This window comes from Idiomarina sp. OXR-189, assembly GCF_034373425.1.
In the GTDB taxonomy this organism is placed as follows: Bacteria; Pseudomonadota; Gammaproteobacteria; order Enterobacterales; family Alteromonadaceae; genus Idiomarina; species Idiomarina zobellii.
This window is the reverse complement of record NZ_CP139706.1, coordinates 114,431-130,836: the sequence shown is the minus strand read 5'-3', so window position 1 is coordinate 130,836 and position 16,406 is coordinate 114,431. Positions and strand designations below refer to the sequence as shown.

The 16,406-nt window shown below is 48.9% G+C and carries 14 protein-coding genes and 1 tRNA gene; 2 read left to right on the top strand and 13 right to left on the bottom strand.

All coding sequences use genetic code 11. The annotated features are described in order from the left end of the window. Positions 1-68: 68 nt before the first annotated feature. From UM402_RS00595 to UM402_RS00580, 4 genes are all read right to left on the bottom strand, one after another. The gene (locus tag UM402_RS00595) at positions 69-1,124 is read right to left on the bottom strand and encodes an alpha/beta hydrolase family protein (RefSeq protein WP_058576519.1); all 1,056 of its coding nucleotides are present in this window, start codon (positions 1,122-1,124) and stop codon (positions 69-71) included. Continuing rightward, entirely contained in the window at positions 1,124-2,005 is an 882-nt protein-coding gene (locus UM402_RS00590) for a S1 family peptidase (RefSeq protein WP_058576518.1), read from the bottom strand. Before UM402_RS00590 ends, UM402_RS00595 begins: the two co-directional genes overlap by 1 nt. Beyond that, positions 2,002-3,867, bottom strand: a complete 1,866-nt coding sequence (locus tag UM402_RS00585) for an amidohydrolase family protein (protein WP_058576517.1) — start codon at positions 3,865-3,867, stop codon at positions 2,002-2,004. The genes UM402_RS00590 and UM402_RS00585 overlap by 4 nt, the downstream gene beginning before the upstream one ends. A gap of 92 nt (positions 3,868-3,959) precedes the next feature. Further along, the gene (locus tag UM402_RS00580; RefSeq protein WP_058576516.1) at positions 3,960-5,471 is read right to left on the bottom strand and encodes a winged helix-turn-helix domain-containing protein; all 1,512 of its coding nucleotides are present in this window, start codon (positions 5,469-5,471) and stop codon (positions 3,960-3,962) included. A gap of 82 nt (positions 5,472-5,553) precedes the next feature. Here UM402_RS00580 and UM402_RS00575 point away from each other — a divergent pair, with 82 nt between their 5' ends. Then, complete coding sequence (locus tag UM402_RS00575; protein WP_058576515.1) at positions 5,554-6,390, top strand: hypothetical protein; 837 nt, start codon at positions 5,554-5,556, stop codon at positions 6,388-6,390. Here UM402_RS00575 and UM402_RS00570 read toward each other — a convergent pair. From UM402_RS00570 to UM402_RS00530, 9 genes are all read right to left on the bottom strand, one after another. Continuing rightward, on the bottom strand, positions 6,305-7,747 hold the full coding sequence (locus UM402_RS00570; RefSeq protein WP_058576514.1) for an amidohydrolase family protein: 1,443 nt from the start codon (positions 7,745-7,747) through the stop codon (positions 6,305-6,307). The genes UM402_RS00575 and UM402_RS00570 overlap by 86 nt on opposite strands. Before the next feature lie 70 nt (positions 7,748-7,817). Beyond that, complete coding sequence (locus UM402_RS00565; RefSeq protein ID WP_058576513.1) at positions 7,818-8,852, bottom strand: AraC family transcriptional regulator; 1,035 nt, start codon at positions 8,850-8,852, stop codon at positions 7,818-7,820. 19 nt (positions 8,853-8,871) lie between these two features. After that, entirely contained in the window at positions 8,872-9,081 is a 210-nt protein-coding gene (locus UM402_RS00560) for a helix-turn-helix transcriptional regulator (RefSeq protein WP_058576512.1), read from the bottom strand. A gap of 2 nt (positions 9,082-9,083) precedes the next feature. Continuing rightward, positions 9,084-9,503: a hypothetical protein gene (locus tag UM402_RS00555; protein ID WP_058576511.1), complete on the bottom strand. Its 420-nt coding sequence runs from the start codon at positions 9,501-9,503 to the stop codon at positions 9,084-9,086. A gap of 81 nt (positions 9,504-9,584) precedes the next feature. Next, positions 9,585-10,538 carry an alpha/beta hydrolase gene (locus tag UM402_RS00550; RefSeq protein ID WP_322295366.1) on the bottom strand — a complete coding sequence of 318 codons (954 nt, stop codon included), beginning with the start codon at positions 10,536-10,538 and terminating at the stop codon, positions 9,585-9,587. A 42-nt stretch (positions 10,539-10,580) separates the two neighbouring features. Beyond that, positions 10,581-11,270 carry a hypothetical protein gene (locus UM402_RS00545; protein WP_058576509.1) on the bottom strand — a complete coding sequence of 230 codons (690 nt, stop codon included), beginning with the start codon at positions 11,268-11,270 and terminating at the stop codon, positions 10,581-10,583. Positions 11,271-11,565: 295 nt separating this feature from the next. Further along, positions 11,566-12,303, bottom strand: a complete 738-nt coding sequence (locus tag UM402_RS00540) for an endonuclease/exonuclease/phosphatase family protein (RefSeq protein WP_058576508.1) — start codon at positions 12,301-12,303, stop codon at positions 11,566-11,568. Between the two features lie 151 nt (positions 12,304-12,454). After that, positions 12,455-12,531: transfer RNA gene (locus UM402_RS00535), tRNA-Arg, on the bottom strand. A gap of 65 nt (positions 12,532-12,596) precedes the next feature. Continuing rightward, positions 12,597-14,159 carry a serine hydrolase gene (locus tag UM402_RS00530; protein ID WP_058576507.1) on the bottom strand — a complete coding sequence of 521 codons (1,563 nt, stop codon included), beginning with the start codon at positions 14,157-14,159 and terminating at the stop codon, positions 12,597-12,599. Positions 14,160-14,314: 155 nt separating this feature from the next. Between UM402_RS00530 and UM402_RS00525 the strand changes: the two genes are divergently transcribed. Further along, on the top strand, positions 14,315-16,405 hold the full coding sequence (locus tag UM402_RS00525; RefSeq protein WP_058576506.1) for a TonB-dependent receptor: 2,091 nt from the start codon (positions 14,315-14,317) through the stop codon (positions 16,403-16,405). The last annotated feature ends 1 nt before the right edge of the window (position 16,406 follow it).

Below are 16,406 nucleotides of genomic sequence, written 5' to 3'. Positions count from 1 at the left end.
CATCAACAACAAAAATATCCCAAGCCCAATAGGCGAACCCCACGATAAGATCACACTTAATTCGTACATTACTTTGCTCCTTCAGCAGCGATGGCTGCAAGTTTGTTAAGAGTTATTACGTCGGTTCGATGTTGCCTGAACCAACTATCAACCGTTGCAACAACCGTCTCGCGCTCACCCCGAATCATATGGTCTTCGCCGCTAAAAACCTTGAGAGCATGCGACCCAACATGGGCATGTAAGCGTTCGGAAAGTGTTCGTGCAGACTGTACTGAAACGCGTTCGTCATCTTCACCATGTAATTGTAAAATACCAACATGTGCTGGAAGTTTTTCCGGCCAAAGGTTCACTGAGCGGGTGTAAAGCTGCTCTGCTTGTTGCGTGGCGTAATTAGGGATGAGTGCACGATAGACACGCTCCATTTCTGGACGAAATTTTTTCATCTCGACCAAGTCCACAAGACCGCCGATCACTGCCACTGCTCGGTAGCTGTTCACCGTTGCCTCTGGTGCATCACGTAAGGCCATAAAGGTATTCATTGCGCCCCGCGACACACCTAACATGAAGCGCTGCGAACTATCGGTATCAGGCATTGCTGCCACCAGCTCGCTAAGAGCGATTACATCTTGCACGTCGCGGCCACCAAATTCATCTTGGCCTTCTGAGCGGCTACTACCGCCACGGTATTGCGTTGCAGCAACCACGTATCCTTGTTTGGATAAAGGAATAATAAAGTCCAGTAGCTGCGCTAAGGTTATCGAACCAAAGCCCTGATTGCCGCCGCGGTTGTAGAGTACCATCGGTAGCGGTTCTGTCACCTGCTTGGGTTTGACGATAAAGGCTTGCACCATAGTGCCGTCAGTACTGGGGTAGATGCCAACGGTGCAATCCACACTCGCAACGGCATCGTTAAAGCGTTCTTCGTCATAGCGCCATGAGATGACCCACGTTTTGAGCCAACCATTGCGCTCACGCATTAGGTCGATCCACGCATCGTAGGTGGGGAATGCCTTGAAGCAGCTTCCCCCGGTATAAAACTTCGCATCTTGCTTGGCTGTTAATGTCGCGCTAGATGCGATAGTGCTCAGCAGCAACAGTAGCGTTAAAACAAGTCGTTTACACATTAGGCGTCCTCAATAGGGGTATAGTTGATCTGGCTGCACACGCTATCGATATCCTCGATCCCAGGCTGGACAAACCGTTCAGCTGAACTCATTTGTAAACGTTGCGCGTGCGTTGCAGCGAACATGGCTTCGAGCCAAGGTAAGTGAGCAGAAATACGGGTATAGACTTCGCTTACCCCATACTCGCCGACATCTTTGAACCAAGAGTCCGCGCGCGAGCTGATACCAAGCAGCCAGTAGCCATTGCCATGTTTCATAAATGCAGGCCCACCGCTATCGCCGTTGCCTGAAACACCTTCTAAAGGCAATGCTTTGTTGCCACGGTCAAAAACGAATGAAATCTCATTACCTGCGGCTTTTTCCACACGATTCTGTGCTTTGCGTAAGGTGCCAGCGTTAGCTTTGTAATTTACCGTTGCTCCGGTCAGGCCGTTGCCTGTTGCGCCTGAGCCAATAAACCAAAGGTCTTTACCTGCCTCGTTACTGCCCGCATAGAGTCGGGCAGGAGTGGGAGACGTTAAAGGAGTGACAAGTTGAATGAGCGCGATATCATTGTCGCCACCGCGCTGGTAGTCAGGATGGCTGTATCGTGCTTTCACCTCGACAACCTGGTCACCGATGCGAATCGCGGTCCCTGGCGTAATACAAAAAACCGTGTGCGCTGCGGTAACAACCCATTGCGGTTTTACCAGTGTACCGTGAGCGCCTATCTTGTAGAGCGTCGCGAGTGGCGGGAAATCGTCCTGTGTAGCCAAATAGTGCGCATCTTTTACGTCATGCCGGATTACAATTGGTTTCGCCAACGCATTGATTGTGAGGAGACACAGGCCGATACCGGCCACGCTATACAGCCAAACTGATAAATTGAATTTTTTGTTCATTGGCTGTCATCCACGCCATAAACAAGGCTACCGCCCTGAAAAACTTGTGTCGGCGTTAACAAGGCTTGGGGATCTTGTAATGGATCACGCGGAAGCAAGTTAAACGTCGCCGCTTTGCCTTGTGCGATAACACCTTGCTGCTGTGCTATGCCGAAGGCCATGGCGTTGCCAATGGTTAAAACCTGAAAAATCTCTGCGGCACTAACGCCTGCGCGCTGCCATGCGCGAATTTCTTCAGCGACAGCAACCGCATGCAAGGTTCCGGGATTTCCTGCATCAGTACCAAATCCGACTTGCAAACCGGCATCAAGAGCGGCCCGCAAATTGCTGAATTGCACCTGCAATATGCGTTGTGAGAAGAGTACTTCGAGCTGTTGCACGATGACTTGCTCTTGTGCTGACAATGCAGCACGTTCTTCTGGGTTGCTATCGACCATAGGCACATAGCGGGTAAATATCTGAAACATCTGGTCCGTCGCAGGAAGGTTGTCCTGTAATTCGGCGAAGGAATTCAGCACATACGTGTCCGCAAATTGCCGTTCGAATTCAGTAAACGTGAGTTGTTGTTTAAAAATCGAAAGGTAATGCTCGTAGGCGGTAAGCGTCGGCATGTAGGTAACATCATGTGCTTGCGCTAATTGGATAAACTCGTGGTCGATAGCTGCAGTCATGACGCCATGTACCAAAATATCTGCGCCCGCTCGTATTGCGGCCTTAGCATAATCCAAATCTTGCGCGTGCACGGCAATAATCTGACCGTGGGCTTTCGCCTCTGCGATGGCCTCGGCAAAGCGTTCCTTTAGCTGCTGGGGACTAAGCCCTGCTTCGTTAGTAAAGACAAACTTGCTAATTTGTGCGCCAAAACCGCGTTGCATTTTGACCGCGGCCGTTGCCTCTGCTGGCGTTGCGGCAGACAAAAATGTTGGGCCATCGGCAGCGGTAAGTGCAGCCACGGGAGCCGCACTGATCAATTCACCGGCACTTAAGATGGTCGGACAACCTGACATGCAATCAAGCTGATTACGGGAGTGAAGACGTTGTGTTGGGCCGCCTAAATCTGCGATTGTCGTGATTCCAAGGCGAAGGTAATCGTGCAAGATATCCGGCAAGTGGTCGGTAAGCCATGCCTGGTCCTTATCATAGCTGTGTAGCTCCGTTGCACCGATAATATCAGGTCGCGTAAACGCACTCCCACTCTGCGATAAGTGTACGTGTCCATCGATGAGGCCTGGAATAAGCCACGTACCCCGCGCATCAATCAACTGTGCGCCGGCGGGAATTTCCTCATTAATTTCCGTAACCGCGGCGATGCCGTCATCTTTGATGATGACCGTTGCCGTATGCCAATCGCTGCTGCCCAGTCGCTGTAAGCGAGCGCCGTAAACTGCTTTTAGCGGGGCCTCGGTTTGGGCTTGTTGACAAAACGCCGCATCGACAGCGTAAAGTTTGACCTGTTGAGCTTGTCGCACTTCAACACAGTCAACATCCTTACCAAGTTGTTGTTTACTAATGACAGCAAATTCGCCCCTACCCTGATGGTAAAGGCGATAGCGAATGGCTTCGTTCGAGCCGTCAACCAAGGCACTGGCAACGCCCCCCACTAGAACACCGGCGAGCACGCCAGAAATCATATCTTCGGAGTCACCATCGAGTTCATCGAATAAACCGTAACTCGCTCCCGCTACCATCCCTTCAGGTACGCGTGAGTTTAAAGTTACCGGCTCTTGGGTTAGCACCACTGCATGATAGCGCTGAATCGTTTGGTCGAGATTTGAGCGGTCGCTATCCGAGCTGGAACATGCCGTAAGCGCGATGACAAGACCACAATATATCAGTGGTTGAGCGAGTGATTTTATTTTCATGTTTCCATCCTCTGTTCGTTGTCGAAACAGCATGACAAAACATGAAATACAAAACTTAGAATTCCTCTATAAGAACTCTATAATTTATAACGCTATGATTTTATGAGCTTATTTTTATAATCTGCAATGAGCTTCTCGACTATAACGAGGTTTCGCTCAAGCGCAATTTTTTCAGCAAGTTGTAATTCTTTCTCAGCTTTTCCCATGTTTCCTTGAGCGAAGTGAAAGTCAAAATAGTCGAGATGCCCCTGCACAATGCCAAGCGGGCAATTTAAGAGTTGTTGATAACGAAGCGACTCGGCCAACAGCGGCTCCGCATCAGAAAAACGTTGTTGTTGGATCAGTACCTGCCCTTGCATTGCCTTGGCGTACGCATGATAAAGCCAGTCTTGTTGTTCCTCGGACCGGCTTTGCGCCGCACCGAGAAAGTGACTCGCCGCTGGGAGGTTCGTGGCCATAAGCGCGACGCCTTTCAAATAAAGGAGACGTCCACGCAATGGTTGGGAGGGCAGAGCGTCAAGCGCCGTGAGACCCGTTTCAATATGTGGTAACGCGGATTCCACTTGGCCCAAATGTAAATAACTCCGTGCGAGCAAAAAGCGTTGCATGGGTTCTTCTGGATGCTCAATAACAGCGCTCTCGAGGTACGGAATAGCCGCTTGCGTTTCGCCCTGCGCCAGCAGAGTCATGGCGCGATGCGTCAAAGTCCTGGTTAACAGCGAGGGAGACCCACGGTTGGGGTGCGCCAACTCACCGAGCAGCTGTAACATGAGTGCTTCAGTGTAATCGCTTAAAACCTGCTCAATCGTCCCGCCATGCAACACGCCATGGCGTTGCGTTCCGTCTTTTTGCCATATAGTAAAAAGTAACGAGTACTCACCGGGGACTCCGCTGAGTTTACTACTAACAATTTGCGTTGCCCCAGAAACTGAAAAATAGTCGAAGGGCTGGTCTGCGGGACCTCTATCCATAATATCCAGTACATCGCTCGCTTGAAAAACGGTGCGGTTGCTTTCGCTCGGTAGCCGCTGAATAACCGTCTGCAAGGCACCAAAGCCAAGGCCGCGGTCGTCGTTTGTGAGTGCCGTAGTATCCGTGGGCAATACCATCAGGGCTTGGTGTCCGGTGGCGTTGAAGTGCGCTCCGGCCTGCAGCCAAAAAGGCTTCTCGCCGTAACCGGTGAGAGAAAACCAACCGATAGTCATTGCGCCCATTAATACAGCCACAACAACGGACAAAAGCTGCCAGCGCGGTTTGGAAGGCTTCATAGCTGTTTGCGTTTGCGGCTGCGATTGAGAGGTAGGTTGTGACATCGTAGCCAGTAACCACGCATAGCCACGACGCGGATAGGTTTGAATCACTGCGGTGGGCGCAAATTTCCGCCGGATTTCGTTAATCGATTGAAACACGGCCTGATCTTCAACAAAGCTGTTTTCCCACACCGCATTCATGATCGTTTCTTTGGAACAGACTTGTTGTGGGTGTGCGGCTAAGAACTTCGCTACCGCATAGGTTTTCGGACGCAACTCAATGCGCTCATTACCGAATACCAGGGTGCCGGTGGCGTCGTCAAAATAGACGGGCGTTGCATTATCTTGGGCCATCTAACGGGTTTCCTACCTTTTCCTATGAACTCTTTGAAACACTCAGGGTCTGTAAGTTCATTATGTCGATTGAGTATTCAAAATGTTAAAACACACTTCTATCTTATTGCTTGGCAGCGCCATGCTCTTCGGCTCAGCAGCAGCCATGGCTAGTGAACTGGATACCAGTGCTTATCAGCAAAAGCTGGAACAGCACTTAGCCCAATTGCCGGTCACACCAACGGATACACTACAGGTTAATCTTAATGCCAGTTTTGAGGCACTTAACCTGCGCAACGACAAACGTGAGTTTGGACAACTCACGACAGCGGTGCGGACCAGCTCTGACGGCCTACAAGTCAGTTACCCAGCGGAAGTGATTCGCCTGTTAAATCAAGGCCGCAGTGACGACACCCCCTCTGAAACTGCGTTCGCCATGGAGTATTTTGACGTTGCCGAACTGGTTGACTTGTTCCATCCGCGTGATGCCATTATCGAGCGAATTCGCATCGGTAATCTTGTTCGCGTGGTAGCTATGCCCGAACAACAACAGTTGCGGTTCGAGTACGCGCTGCCTCTGGATGCGCTGATCGATGACGAAGAATTGCGTGGTTACGTCAACGAGTTTGAGGCCGACTATCACTTAACTGTTACCGAAGAGCTTTACCCAGTTAAAGCTGAGCTTAACTTTTATGGTGATGGCAGCGCCTACTTCTTTTTTGATGTAAAGGCTGCCGGCAAAAGTATTGAACACTACGCACAGCATAACGGCTATTTATTTGTAACTGAAAGCAAATCGAGCCAGGATTTTGAATCAACGTTCAGTCAACGTCGCTTCAGCACATCTTTTGTGGCTAACCCAATATCAAATAACTCAGGTGCCGAGCCACACTCAACAGCCAGCTTGAATGCTGATATGCCTCTGCTTGCAGTTGATTGAGATCTGTACGGTCATAGGCGCGACCTTGTTGAATCACCATCATCGGGTCGCGCAGGGTTTCTACCTTGCTCAGGGGGTTGTCGTTTAGCACTATCAAATCGGCCTGAAAACCTACCGTAACGCGGCCAAGTTGTTGGTCCATGTCGACGCTGTGCGCAGCATTGACTGTGGCCGCGGTCAGCGCTGCATGCGGCGGAATACCCGCGGCGACCATCAGTTCTATCTCATCGATTGTGGCTGGACCGGGCAATCCAGTTAAGGCGCCGGCATCCGAACCAAGCACAAGGGTAACGCCGCGCTCGTGCATAAGCTGTGTGAGATAATGCAAGTAAGCATCAACCTCGAGGTTATAAGCCGCTAGCTCTGGCGATGCATTGAGCCAACGCTTGAATGATGTCTGCTCATAAATAAAGCGGGCGAACGGCGTGATGGCCGCTTGGTCGGTTTGCTGCAAATATTGATATTTTTCGTTGCTGAGGCGGGTCAGTTCCCGATTCACGGCCAAGGTTGGCACGAGCGCAACATCGTTGTCGACAAAAAACTGCGCTGCTGTTTCTGCTTTTGCGTTGTCAAAAGTTTGCGCTAAAAAGCCATCGTAGATTTCTTCGCTGTGCTCAAAGGTACGCAGTGCGCCATGCTCATCTAAGCTCTTATGCATTAAGTCATAAGAAGGGTGTCCTGCAACCATCACCCCAAGCGTGTTTGCTTCAGCTAAGATCGCGCTGTACGTTTGCGCATGTAAGCCTTCGTAGACTTTAATGAAGTCGTAGCCTTCGGCAATATAATCGCGCACCGCTTGACGCGCCCGCTCAGGGTCGTTCACGCGGAAGTGCGCGAGCGGATCGCCTTGTTCGACGCTATTAAAAATAGGACTCGATACCACCATACGGCTACCAAACCACTCACCGGATTCGAGCTCTTTGCGCCACTTTAGATGGTAAGGAAAGCCGCCCATATTGCGCACAGTGGTCACCCCAGCCGCCAACGCCGACTTGGCATAGCTACGATCTAAGACATGCACATGAGCGTCAATAAGCCCGGGCATGACGTAGGCTTGTTTGCCATCGATGATTGATAGATCATCGGCGGTGACTTGCGTCATGGGACTTAATTCGGTGATGACACCATCGCGCACCACGATCGCGTGATCTAAAAGCACTTGCTGGTCATTCATTGTCAGTACGTTGACGTTGGTAAGAACGAAACTTTGCGATCTATCGAGATTCAGCTCAGTTCCACCGCTCTCAAGATCTTGATAGAGCCACAGCAAAGCTGCGAGTGTGAAAAGCGAGAGTAAGAGTATCGCAGTGCCGCGCAGACAACGCCGCGGAAAGGTTTTCAATTTGGTAGTTTTCATATGGGTAGATTCCAAGCACTGTTGTTTGTGCCTGTAGTCTAGTTTGCGGGCGACCGAGCGGCGACCAGTATCAAGATTCTAGACTTTTTAAATAGCGGCTTGGCGGCATTCCTGTCTGTTTTTTGAATACCGCGTTGAAAGAGGACTTGGAACTAAAGCCAGCGTCTAGGGCGATATCCAGCAGTGATTTTTGTGGTTGTGATTGCGCCACCTCAACCACTTTCGCAATCCGTAATTGGTTAATGTAGTCGGCAAAGCTTGTTTGTCCGCCTTGATTGATCGCCCACGAGATATCTTTGGCATTGAGGCCTGTGAGTAAGGCAATATCTTGCAACGCCAGACGCGGCTTGAGAAAGAGCTCCTCGCGCTTGACCAAGCCATCTATTTCGGTGAAGAGACTAACTGCCTGTCCATTCGAAGTTTGCGTGTTGGCTTTTTCAGCTTCCTCGAACTCCTGCAAATCATCGAAAACTTCAGGCTGGCGAACAATCCCAACCAGAAAGCTGGCGAGCAATAACAGTAGAATGACTTGATCGATGAAATACCACTGATTACGCAGTTCGTAGGGAAGAAAAGGCTGTAGGTTGGCGCGCACGATTTCAATGACGATCAAACCCATCAAAGTGAACAACAGCCACATCAACCAACGCAGTTGCAAGCGCTCGGTGTCAGCCCTGCGCTCCTTGATTGCACGCTCGTAGCGCAGTAACAGCACAAGTGACAGTTTTAGGTAAATGAGTTGGCTCAATGCGCCGAGTGCGAGAACCCAACCGATGTAGCTTGCGAAAAAGAGGGCAATTAATGCCGGCACAAAATGCACGGCATCACGCCATACCAGCGGTTGCTCCGGCCGCACCAAGACCCTGACAAATAGATAGAGACTTGGTCCACCGGCAAGGCTCATGGCAGGCGTAACGAACACTGGCACAAACCGCAGTTCTTCTAAAAAATTAAAGAGCACAGCGAGTGCTTGCACCAAAAACGCCAAAACCAAACCGGTGTATCGAGGTTGCCCCCGCAGCATGGCGATTGCCAGAAGGCTCACAGACAATATGAGTAGCTGGACAATATTGACCGGCAGTAGTTCGAGAGGTGCAAGCATCATGACTGTGATTTAAGCCGAATTAGGTTTCATCAAACCAAAATACCTCAATAAGGCTTTTGTTGAAAACGTTGGCAATACGAAAAGCAGTCTCAAGGGACGGCGAATAGCGGCGTTGCTCAATCGCCGCTATTGTTTGACGTGTTACACCGACACGCTCGCCTAGCTCGCCTTGGGTCATATCACCGTTTTCTGCGCGTAATTCGCGTACGCAGTTGCCGATAGGCAACATGATCAGTAACCTCGACGGAAGCTAGTAATTTGCACCGCGTATTCGACGACTTGCGCCACTACCAGGCTGAGCAAGCAGCTATAAAAGAGCAGGTTACCGTCGTTCAAGACAAGGAAATGGAGCAGTGAGGCGACAACGCCAACTGCCAGTACACCACCTGCCGCAGCTTGTCCCCGACGAATGAACACCTTTTCTCTTTCGTCAGCCTTTTGCTCGGACTGTTTGCGATTGGCGATCGCCAGCACGACTTGGCCAATCACACTAAAAATAATTAAGGTAACTGTGAGTTTAATAAATACCGGTAGCACCGCAGGAACCTGCTGAAGCTCCATATACGTTTGCACCACCGAATACGTCATATAAAACCCAACAACCAAGGTTGCAATCAACATTAGCCAGGCTGATTTTTCTTTAAAAGCCATATTTACCTACCTAAGTTAAAAATATTTTACATGATTAATTTATGTTCACTGAGCCTTGATGTCAAATATTTTTAACTTCGCTCATCGTTCAAGCCAGTCTAAAATAATCGCGCTGTCCTTATCGCCAATAACTGCCATGCTTGGGTGATTCCTATTGGGCAGATTTTTGACAGTAAGTTGCTCGCCTCGCAGTTGGGCAAACGAAGCGTATGGCGACACTTCGTCAGCCGATGAGGTCAAAATCAATAGCGGTATCGATAACGATGAAAGTATCGGCATAATATCGGTATCAGAGGCAGTGAGATTGGCCTCGGACAACGCAGAGGAGGCGCCTTCGAGAATTGCCTCGTCGCCAATAAGTCCTGCGAGAAATGGATAATTTGAGTTTGAGTAACGGTAAACGGCTTCGCTGAAGTTGAGCATAGGGGACTGTAGGATCAGGCCACGAACGTCATCCCGCATGCTAGCAATTCGCGTCGCCGTAACCGCTCCCATAGAGTTGCCCAGTAAATAGAGATCTCGTTGGGAAACATGTTCTTTGGTGATGATTTCATTAATCACATAGCTATCGATGACACCAAAAGTCTTCGCCCCAGCGGAGTCACCATGCCCAAGCAAATCGGGAACGATAACGTTGAAGCCTAAAAAGCGAAAGTAGAGTGCCGTATTTACCATGAATTCCTTTGAAGCGCGAAAACCATGTATCAACACAATCGTGCTTGGCGCGTAAACGGGCAGACTATCTCGTGTGATAGATAGCTCCACAGCGGTTGTAGAGCGCGCTGATGAAATTTCAGTTTGGTATTGCAAACGCCGACTTGTCAGTGGCTCACCGATAAAGTAATGGGTACAACGGTCTTCGTTCGCGGAGCAATATTCACGCTTAGTAAAGCCGAGTTCGGCAATTTGTTCAGAGGAGCCAATCGAGCGATAGTCGAAGCTATCCGCTGATTGCAGATAATTCGAAACGATTGACGCACACCCCGTCAAAATCAAACTGCCCAGTAATAGAATCATATATCGTACAAAATTCAAAAGAGTTCTCCGTTAAGTCATGAGCAAACAATGCTCTGACACTTAATTAGAGCCTAAAGCTAGACGCCTGCGCTCTGCAGATTTACTTATCCTGACCCACCGAAACAGATAAAGGATAATAATCTTAGTAGACGCGCTAACTATGGCGAGCAGCAGCAAGGGCCAGCCATCCTCAAGCCCCATGACAATTGCAAATGCGATTGTCGAAAAATCCATCAGAAGAATGAGTTGACTCATTTTTATATCGAGTGCGCCAGTACTGCCTAGCTTAATTACCAACATAATTTGATGGATATAACCTTGCGCAAGAAAAATAGTAATAATAACTATCATTGCCGCCATTAGCTGGCGTCCATCATCGGTGTAAGCATCGGTTATTAAACCAAAGATAACTCCTGACACGAGCAATATAACGGCGAAAGCGAAAAGACTGAAGGAAGTAACTGCTTTTCGATCAATCCATATTTCATACAAAACCACAGCTACTAGCAGAGCGGCTATCAATCTCGGCCAAACAATGAAGTGGTTGAAAGGCTCTATCGACATGCCGTACACAAAAAAAGAGTAGTAAGCCAAAAAGCTAACAAAGAACTTATTTAGCGAAAGGATTTCAGTTGCTCCGTGCCGGCTTTTTCTCTTGCGTAGCCAAACCGTCCTAACTTGTGAGAAGACACCAATTAGGCTCACTACAATTAAAATCGAATTCAACGTGCCAAAGAAGTTGAAAAGCATAAAGACTCAATCAGATAAATTTGTCGACAATATACGTCTTAAATCGATTCTATAGAAATAGATTTGACTTATAACCAAAATATTGTCGACAATTTATATATTTATGTACAGTTCATAATCAATCTACAGTGGACTTAATATCGAAAAAACGACACGTCGCACTTCTAGGGTTAAAGTCATCGCGTTCCGTATAACCATAGTTGCGGTAGAACCCATTTTTACCCGCAGGGGCTTGTAGTTATTCGAGTACCTTTTCTTGGGGGCCGTCACGAGCGTTTTAAACTCCGGTTTGTGGTTACAATTTAAATCGCGCATAAAGCGGGTTGTGATCAGACACTGTACTGGTATCGATCGCTATTGTTTCCTGCAACGCAAGACCGCGATAAAAGATAAAATCAAGAGGGTGCTGTCGGTAGGCTTTAACATGATGGGGGTCAACCATAATGGCTTGGCGAAGACCCACACTACGACAGAACTGCAGCAAGCTTAGGCGGCGCCGGCGACTCCAAACGTTAAAATCACCAGCCACAATAAGTGGTCCTTTATGTCCTAATATCTCTTGTTTGATGAGCTCTATTTCCTGGGAAAATCTGCGCGCACGAACAAAGTTAATCGCGTGGACATTGACGACTAGAAGTGAACCGCCCTCTGCCAGCGAGTGATGAGAGAGCATGTAACTTTTATGGGTTGCAAACATGCCTTCGCGCTTGCTACTCAGTCGAGCCTGAGCTTCTTTAAACGCATAACCGCTAGCGGTGAGAACACCATACACGGAGCGACGTGTTTGCATATTCGGCGCCACCGCATAAGACCAATCAGAAAGCAGCCAATTATTTTGGGCACTCAGCTTCACCTCCTGAAGCAACAAAAACAAACTGGGGTAGTCCTTTAAAACGCTTGCTAAAGTACGCTGAAACTCTGGTTTTTCGGTCAGTTTTTGTGTATTCCAGCACAACACACCGAACTCTTCCCCTTGATGAATAGGGTGCCCGTCTATGAACTGTTGAGGAAACAAAGCTTTGGGTTTTAACACTCTTTCGCCTTTTTAATATGGTAGTACCTTATTAAGGTACAGTGGCAAGCTGAGTTTAGTTTATGAAACGTTAGTCCGAAAATATTCGACCACAATTTGGACACATGACGTTTTTAGTAAGCGGGTACTATCAAGGAAAGTGTTGCTAAAATGGCGCACCCTATAGGAGTCGAACCTATGACCTTTGCCTCCGGAGGGCAACGCTCTATCCAGCTGAGCTAAGGGTGCGCATACTTTGGGAAAAGCGAGGGCATTATAGGGACTGGCCCCCGCTATGTCCAGAGTTCACATGGTTACTGCTTCTCAAGTTTCAGGTTGTGAAAGTCAAAACTGAAATCAGTGAAGTCTGCCACTGCTTCCATGGTTGCCGTCTTTATTTCGTTGTTTCTGTTCACATCAAAATCAATAAAGGCATCGGCTTCCAACAAGGGCTCATCCCAGCGCACAATAAAGGTATTGCCGTTGTAATGCTCCAGTGAGCCTTTCAGCATATCGGTGTGCGTAAAGTCTATACGCAGCATATCATCCTGCTCTGAAATAGCCACGTCGCCGTACCATGCGTCGGTATAGGTTCCCGCATATTTCGATAACGCCAGCGATGGCTGTGGTTCATCAACGGCTTCTACTTTAAAGTCCGCTTTTTTCTGAATGAACTCATGATACTTCTTACTTTCATTAGCAACCCAGTCCTGATCCGGCACGCCCAGAACTTCTTCCAACGACTCTTGCACTATTGCGGTTAACGCACCAAACGCCTGCTGGTTACTCAGAACGGTAATAGCAAACTCTTTTTCCGGAATAACCGTTGTGAAGGACAGCATGCCCAGAATACCGCCACTGTGCGACACGTGCTTAACGCCGTAGTAGTCCTTCACAAACCAGCCCAAACCATAACCACGGAAGTAGGTACCCTGCTCTGCAGCGTTAGCCGATACCGGCAATGGCGTAGTCAGTTGCCACATATCATGCAGCGACTCTTCCTTAAACAAACGTTCACCGCTAGGCATCTCTCCCTCATTTAAAAGGGTCAGTAACCAGCGGCTCATATCATCAACACTCGCTGCGGTTGCGCCGGCGGCAGAGAAGTCTTCCAAAAAGTCGAGCGGAAAACGATGTAACTTACCGTCCATTTCAATAGTGCCGACGGCTACATTGTCATAGCTTTCATCAATACGGGAAAAGCCAATGGTACTTTCATCCATTTGCATCGGTTCAAACAGTGTTTGTTCAACGTACTGATGATACGGCATACCCGATACTTCGCTGATCACCTCGCCGGCTGTCACAAACATTAAGTTGTTGTAGTCAAAGCGTTCGCGAAAACCGTGTTGAATAGGCACATTCGCCAACCCGGCAATCACTTCATCTGTGGTTTTATCGGTGTTCGGCCAAATCATCAGGTCACCAGCACCTAGCCCAAGACCAGAGCGGTGACTCAGTAAATCTCGAATGGTCAGTTCGCGAGTAATGTACGGGTCTGCCAGTTTAAAACTGGGTAAGTGTTCAATGACTTTGTCATTCCAGCCTAACTTGCCCTGCTCAACCAGAGTCGCCATAGCCGCAGCGGTAAATGCCTTGGTATGAGAAGCTATGCCAAACAAGGTGGTTGGCGTAACCGGTTGCTGCGACTCCATATCGCGCACACCGAAGCCTTCGGCCAGAATGACTTCACCGTCTTTTACCGCAACTACCGCCAAGCCCGGAATGTTAAAAGCATCCAACGACTGCTCTGCGGTCTGGCGAATTTTTTGCTCGAGTGAAGTACCTTCTTCTGGCTCGACCTTTGCACTGTCAGAGCAAGCCACTAAAGCGCCAGCAATGGCACTAACACACAAAATTTTGGATAGTGTTTTCATAATAATATGACCCTTTTCTTGTTTTTTTCAGACTACCACAACCGAATTAACTTTTACCGATATCAACTATAGCGGAAACTGAGTTAAGTTTTTATTGACACCATAATGCGAATCGTTATCATTGGCGCCAAATTATTTAAATGATAAGGATTCTCATGTTTAAGAAGTCTCTTGCCCTTGCAATCCTCGCCGCAATTTCTGGCTCTGCGCTTGCACAGCAAGCAAAAATGGATGAAACCATCGAAATTAAAGCAACCCGCACCAGCACTCCGCAAAGTGCTATTCCGGCTACCGTTTCGGTTATTGAAGGTGAGGAATTGCGCCAGCAGTTAAGCGTAGCTGAATCTTTATCAGACATCCTTGGCAACCTGATTCCGGCTTATTCACCGTCTCGTCAAAAACTGACAAGCTCAGGCGAAACCCTACGCGGTCGTGACCCTTTATACCTTATCGACGGTGTGCCTCAGTCAAACCCTCTGCGTAATGGCTCTCGTGCCGCCTACACCATCGACCCTTTCATGATTGAGCGCGTTGAGGTTATTCACGGCGCCAGCGCGATTCAAGGTATGGGCGCCAGCGGCGGTATCATTAACATCGTTACTAAAAAAGCCGAAGACGGAACGAGCCACGAAGTCAACGCCGGCTTTAGCGCACCAGATTCAGAAGTCTCAGAAGGGTTGAGCTATCAGGCTGGCTACCTTCTACGCCATGGCAGCGGCCAATGGGACGTTGTTTTTGGCGCCCAATACCGTGACACCGGCATGTATGTGGACGGAAAAGGTCAATTGATTGGTGTTGATACCACTCAAGGCGACACCATGGATTCCAAAAGTTACGACTTGTTCACGAAAATCGGCTACGACATAGATAGCAAACAGCGTCTTGAGTTTATGCTCAACCGCTTTGATATGTCGGGCAACGGTGACTACTACTCTATTGACGGAAACCGCGCTGAAGGCATCCCCGCGTTATCCGTTAAAGGTGAATATCCGGGCGAGGCCCCTGAAAACGAAGTCACCACTTCAAGTCTAACTTACAGCAACAGCGACTTTTTAATGGCCGACTTAAACTGGCAGCTGTTCTTCCAGGACTTCTCAGCTTTGTATGGCGGAGGCACTTACGGCACGTTTCAGGATCCAGCTTACGGCGACGAAATTTTTGACCAGTCGCGCAACGACTCGCGTAAGTATGGCTCGCGCTTAACACTTAACTGGAACAACATTCAGCAGTCGCCAGTCTCGGTGAGTGCCGGGCTGGACTTTTTATCTGACGAAACCTTCCAGGAGCTGGCTCAAACAGGCCGTAAATGGGTACCTGAAACTGAGTTTGAAAACTGGGCGCCGTATGCACAATTGCGCTATCAGGCAAACGGTCTGACCTTAAGCGGCGGTTTACGTTACGAGTACGGCAAATTAAAAGCTGATGACTTCACCACGTTGGCATCTTACGGCTCTGTCGTCGTTGAAGGTGGTGAGCCAAGCTTTAATGAGTTACTGGGTAACCTGGGCGCCGTTTACGCTCTAAACGACGAATGGCGTGTCTTCGCAAGTTACTCTGAAGGCTTCGTTATGCCGGACGTTGGTCGTGTATTGCGCGGTATTTCAACGCCTGACTTAAGCGTTAGCAGCTTTTTGGATCTTCAGCCGGTTATCGCTGACAACGAAGAGGTTGGCATTGAGTATCGTGGCAACGCATGGAACGCTTCACTGAGTTACTTCCGCTCAAGTTCTGACTTAGGTGCTCGCCTGCAGGCCGATGCGGATGGTTTCTATAGTGTGCAGCGTGAAAAGACGGAAATTGATGGTATTGAGCTCAGCGCGGAGTATGCCCTATCGAACGACACCGCTTTCGGACTAAACTACGCTGACACCAATGGCGAATATGACAGCAATGATGATGGCTCAGTCGACACCAAGCTAGGCGGCCGCAATATGGCACCTAAACGCGCTAACCTGTTCTGGTCTCAACAATGGACGGGTATGGTAAGCAGCCGAGTGCAATGGAATAAGCTGTTCGACCGAGACATTTACACCGGCGAAGACGCTATCAACAACTTCGACGGTTACAATACCGTTGATGCAACCCTGTTGCTAGAAACTCGCGATATGGGTCAGTTTTCACTGGGTATTGAGAACGTATTCGATAAATACTACTTCACCTACTACGCGCAAACGGTCGGCGGAGATAACCGTAACTTCACGGGACGCGGCCGCACAATTAGTGTTACCTGGAATTACCAATGGTAAG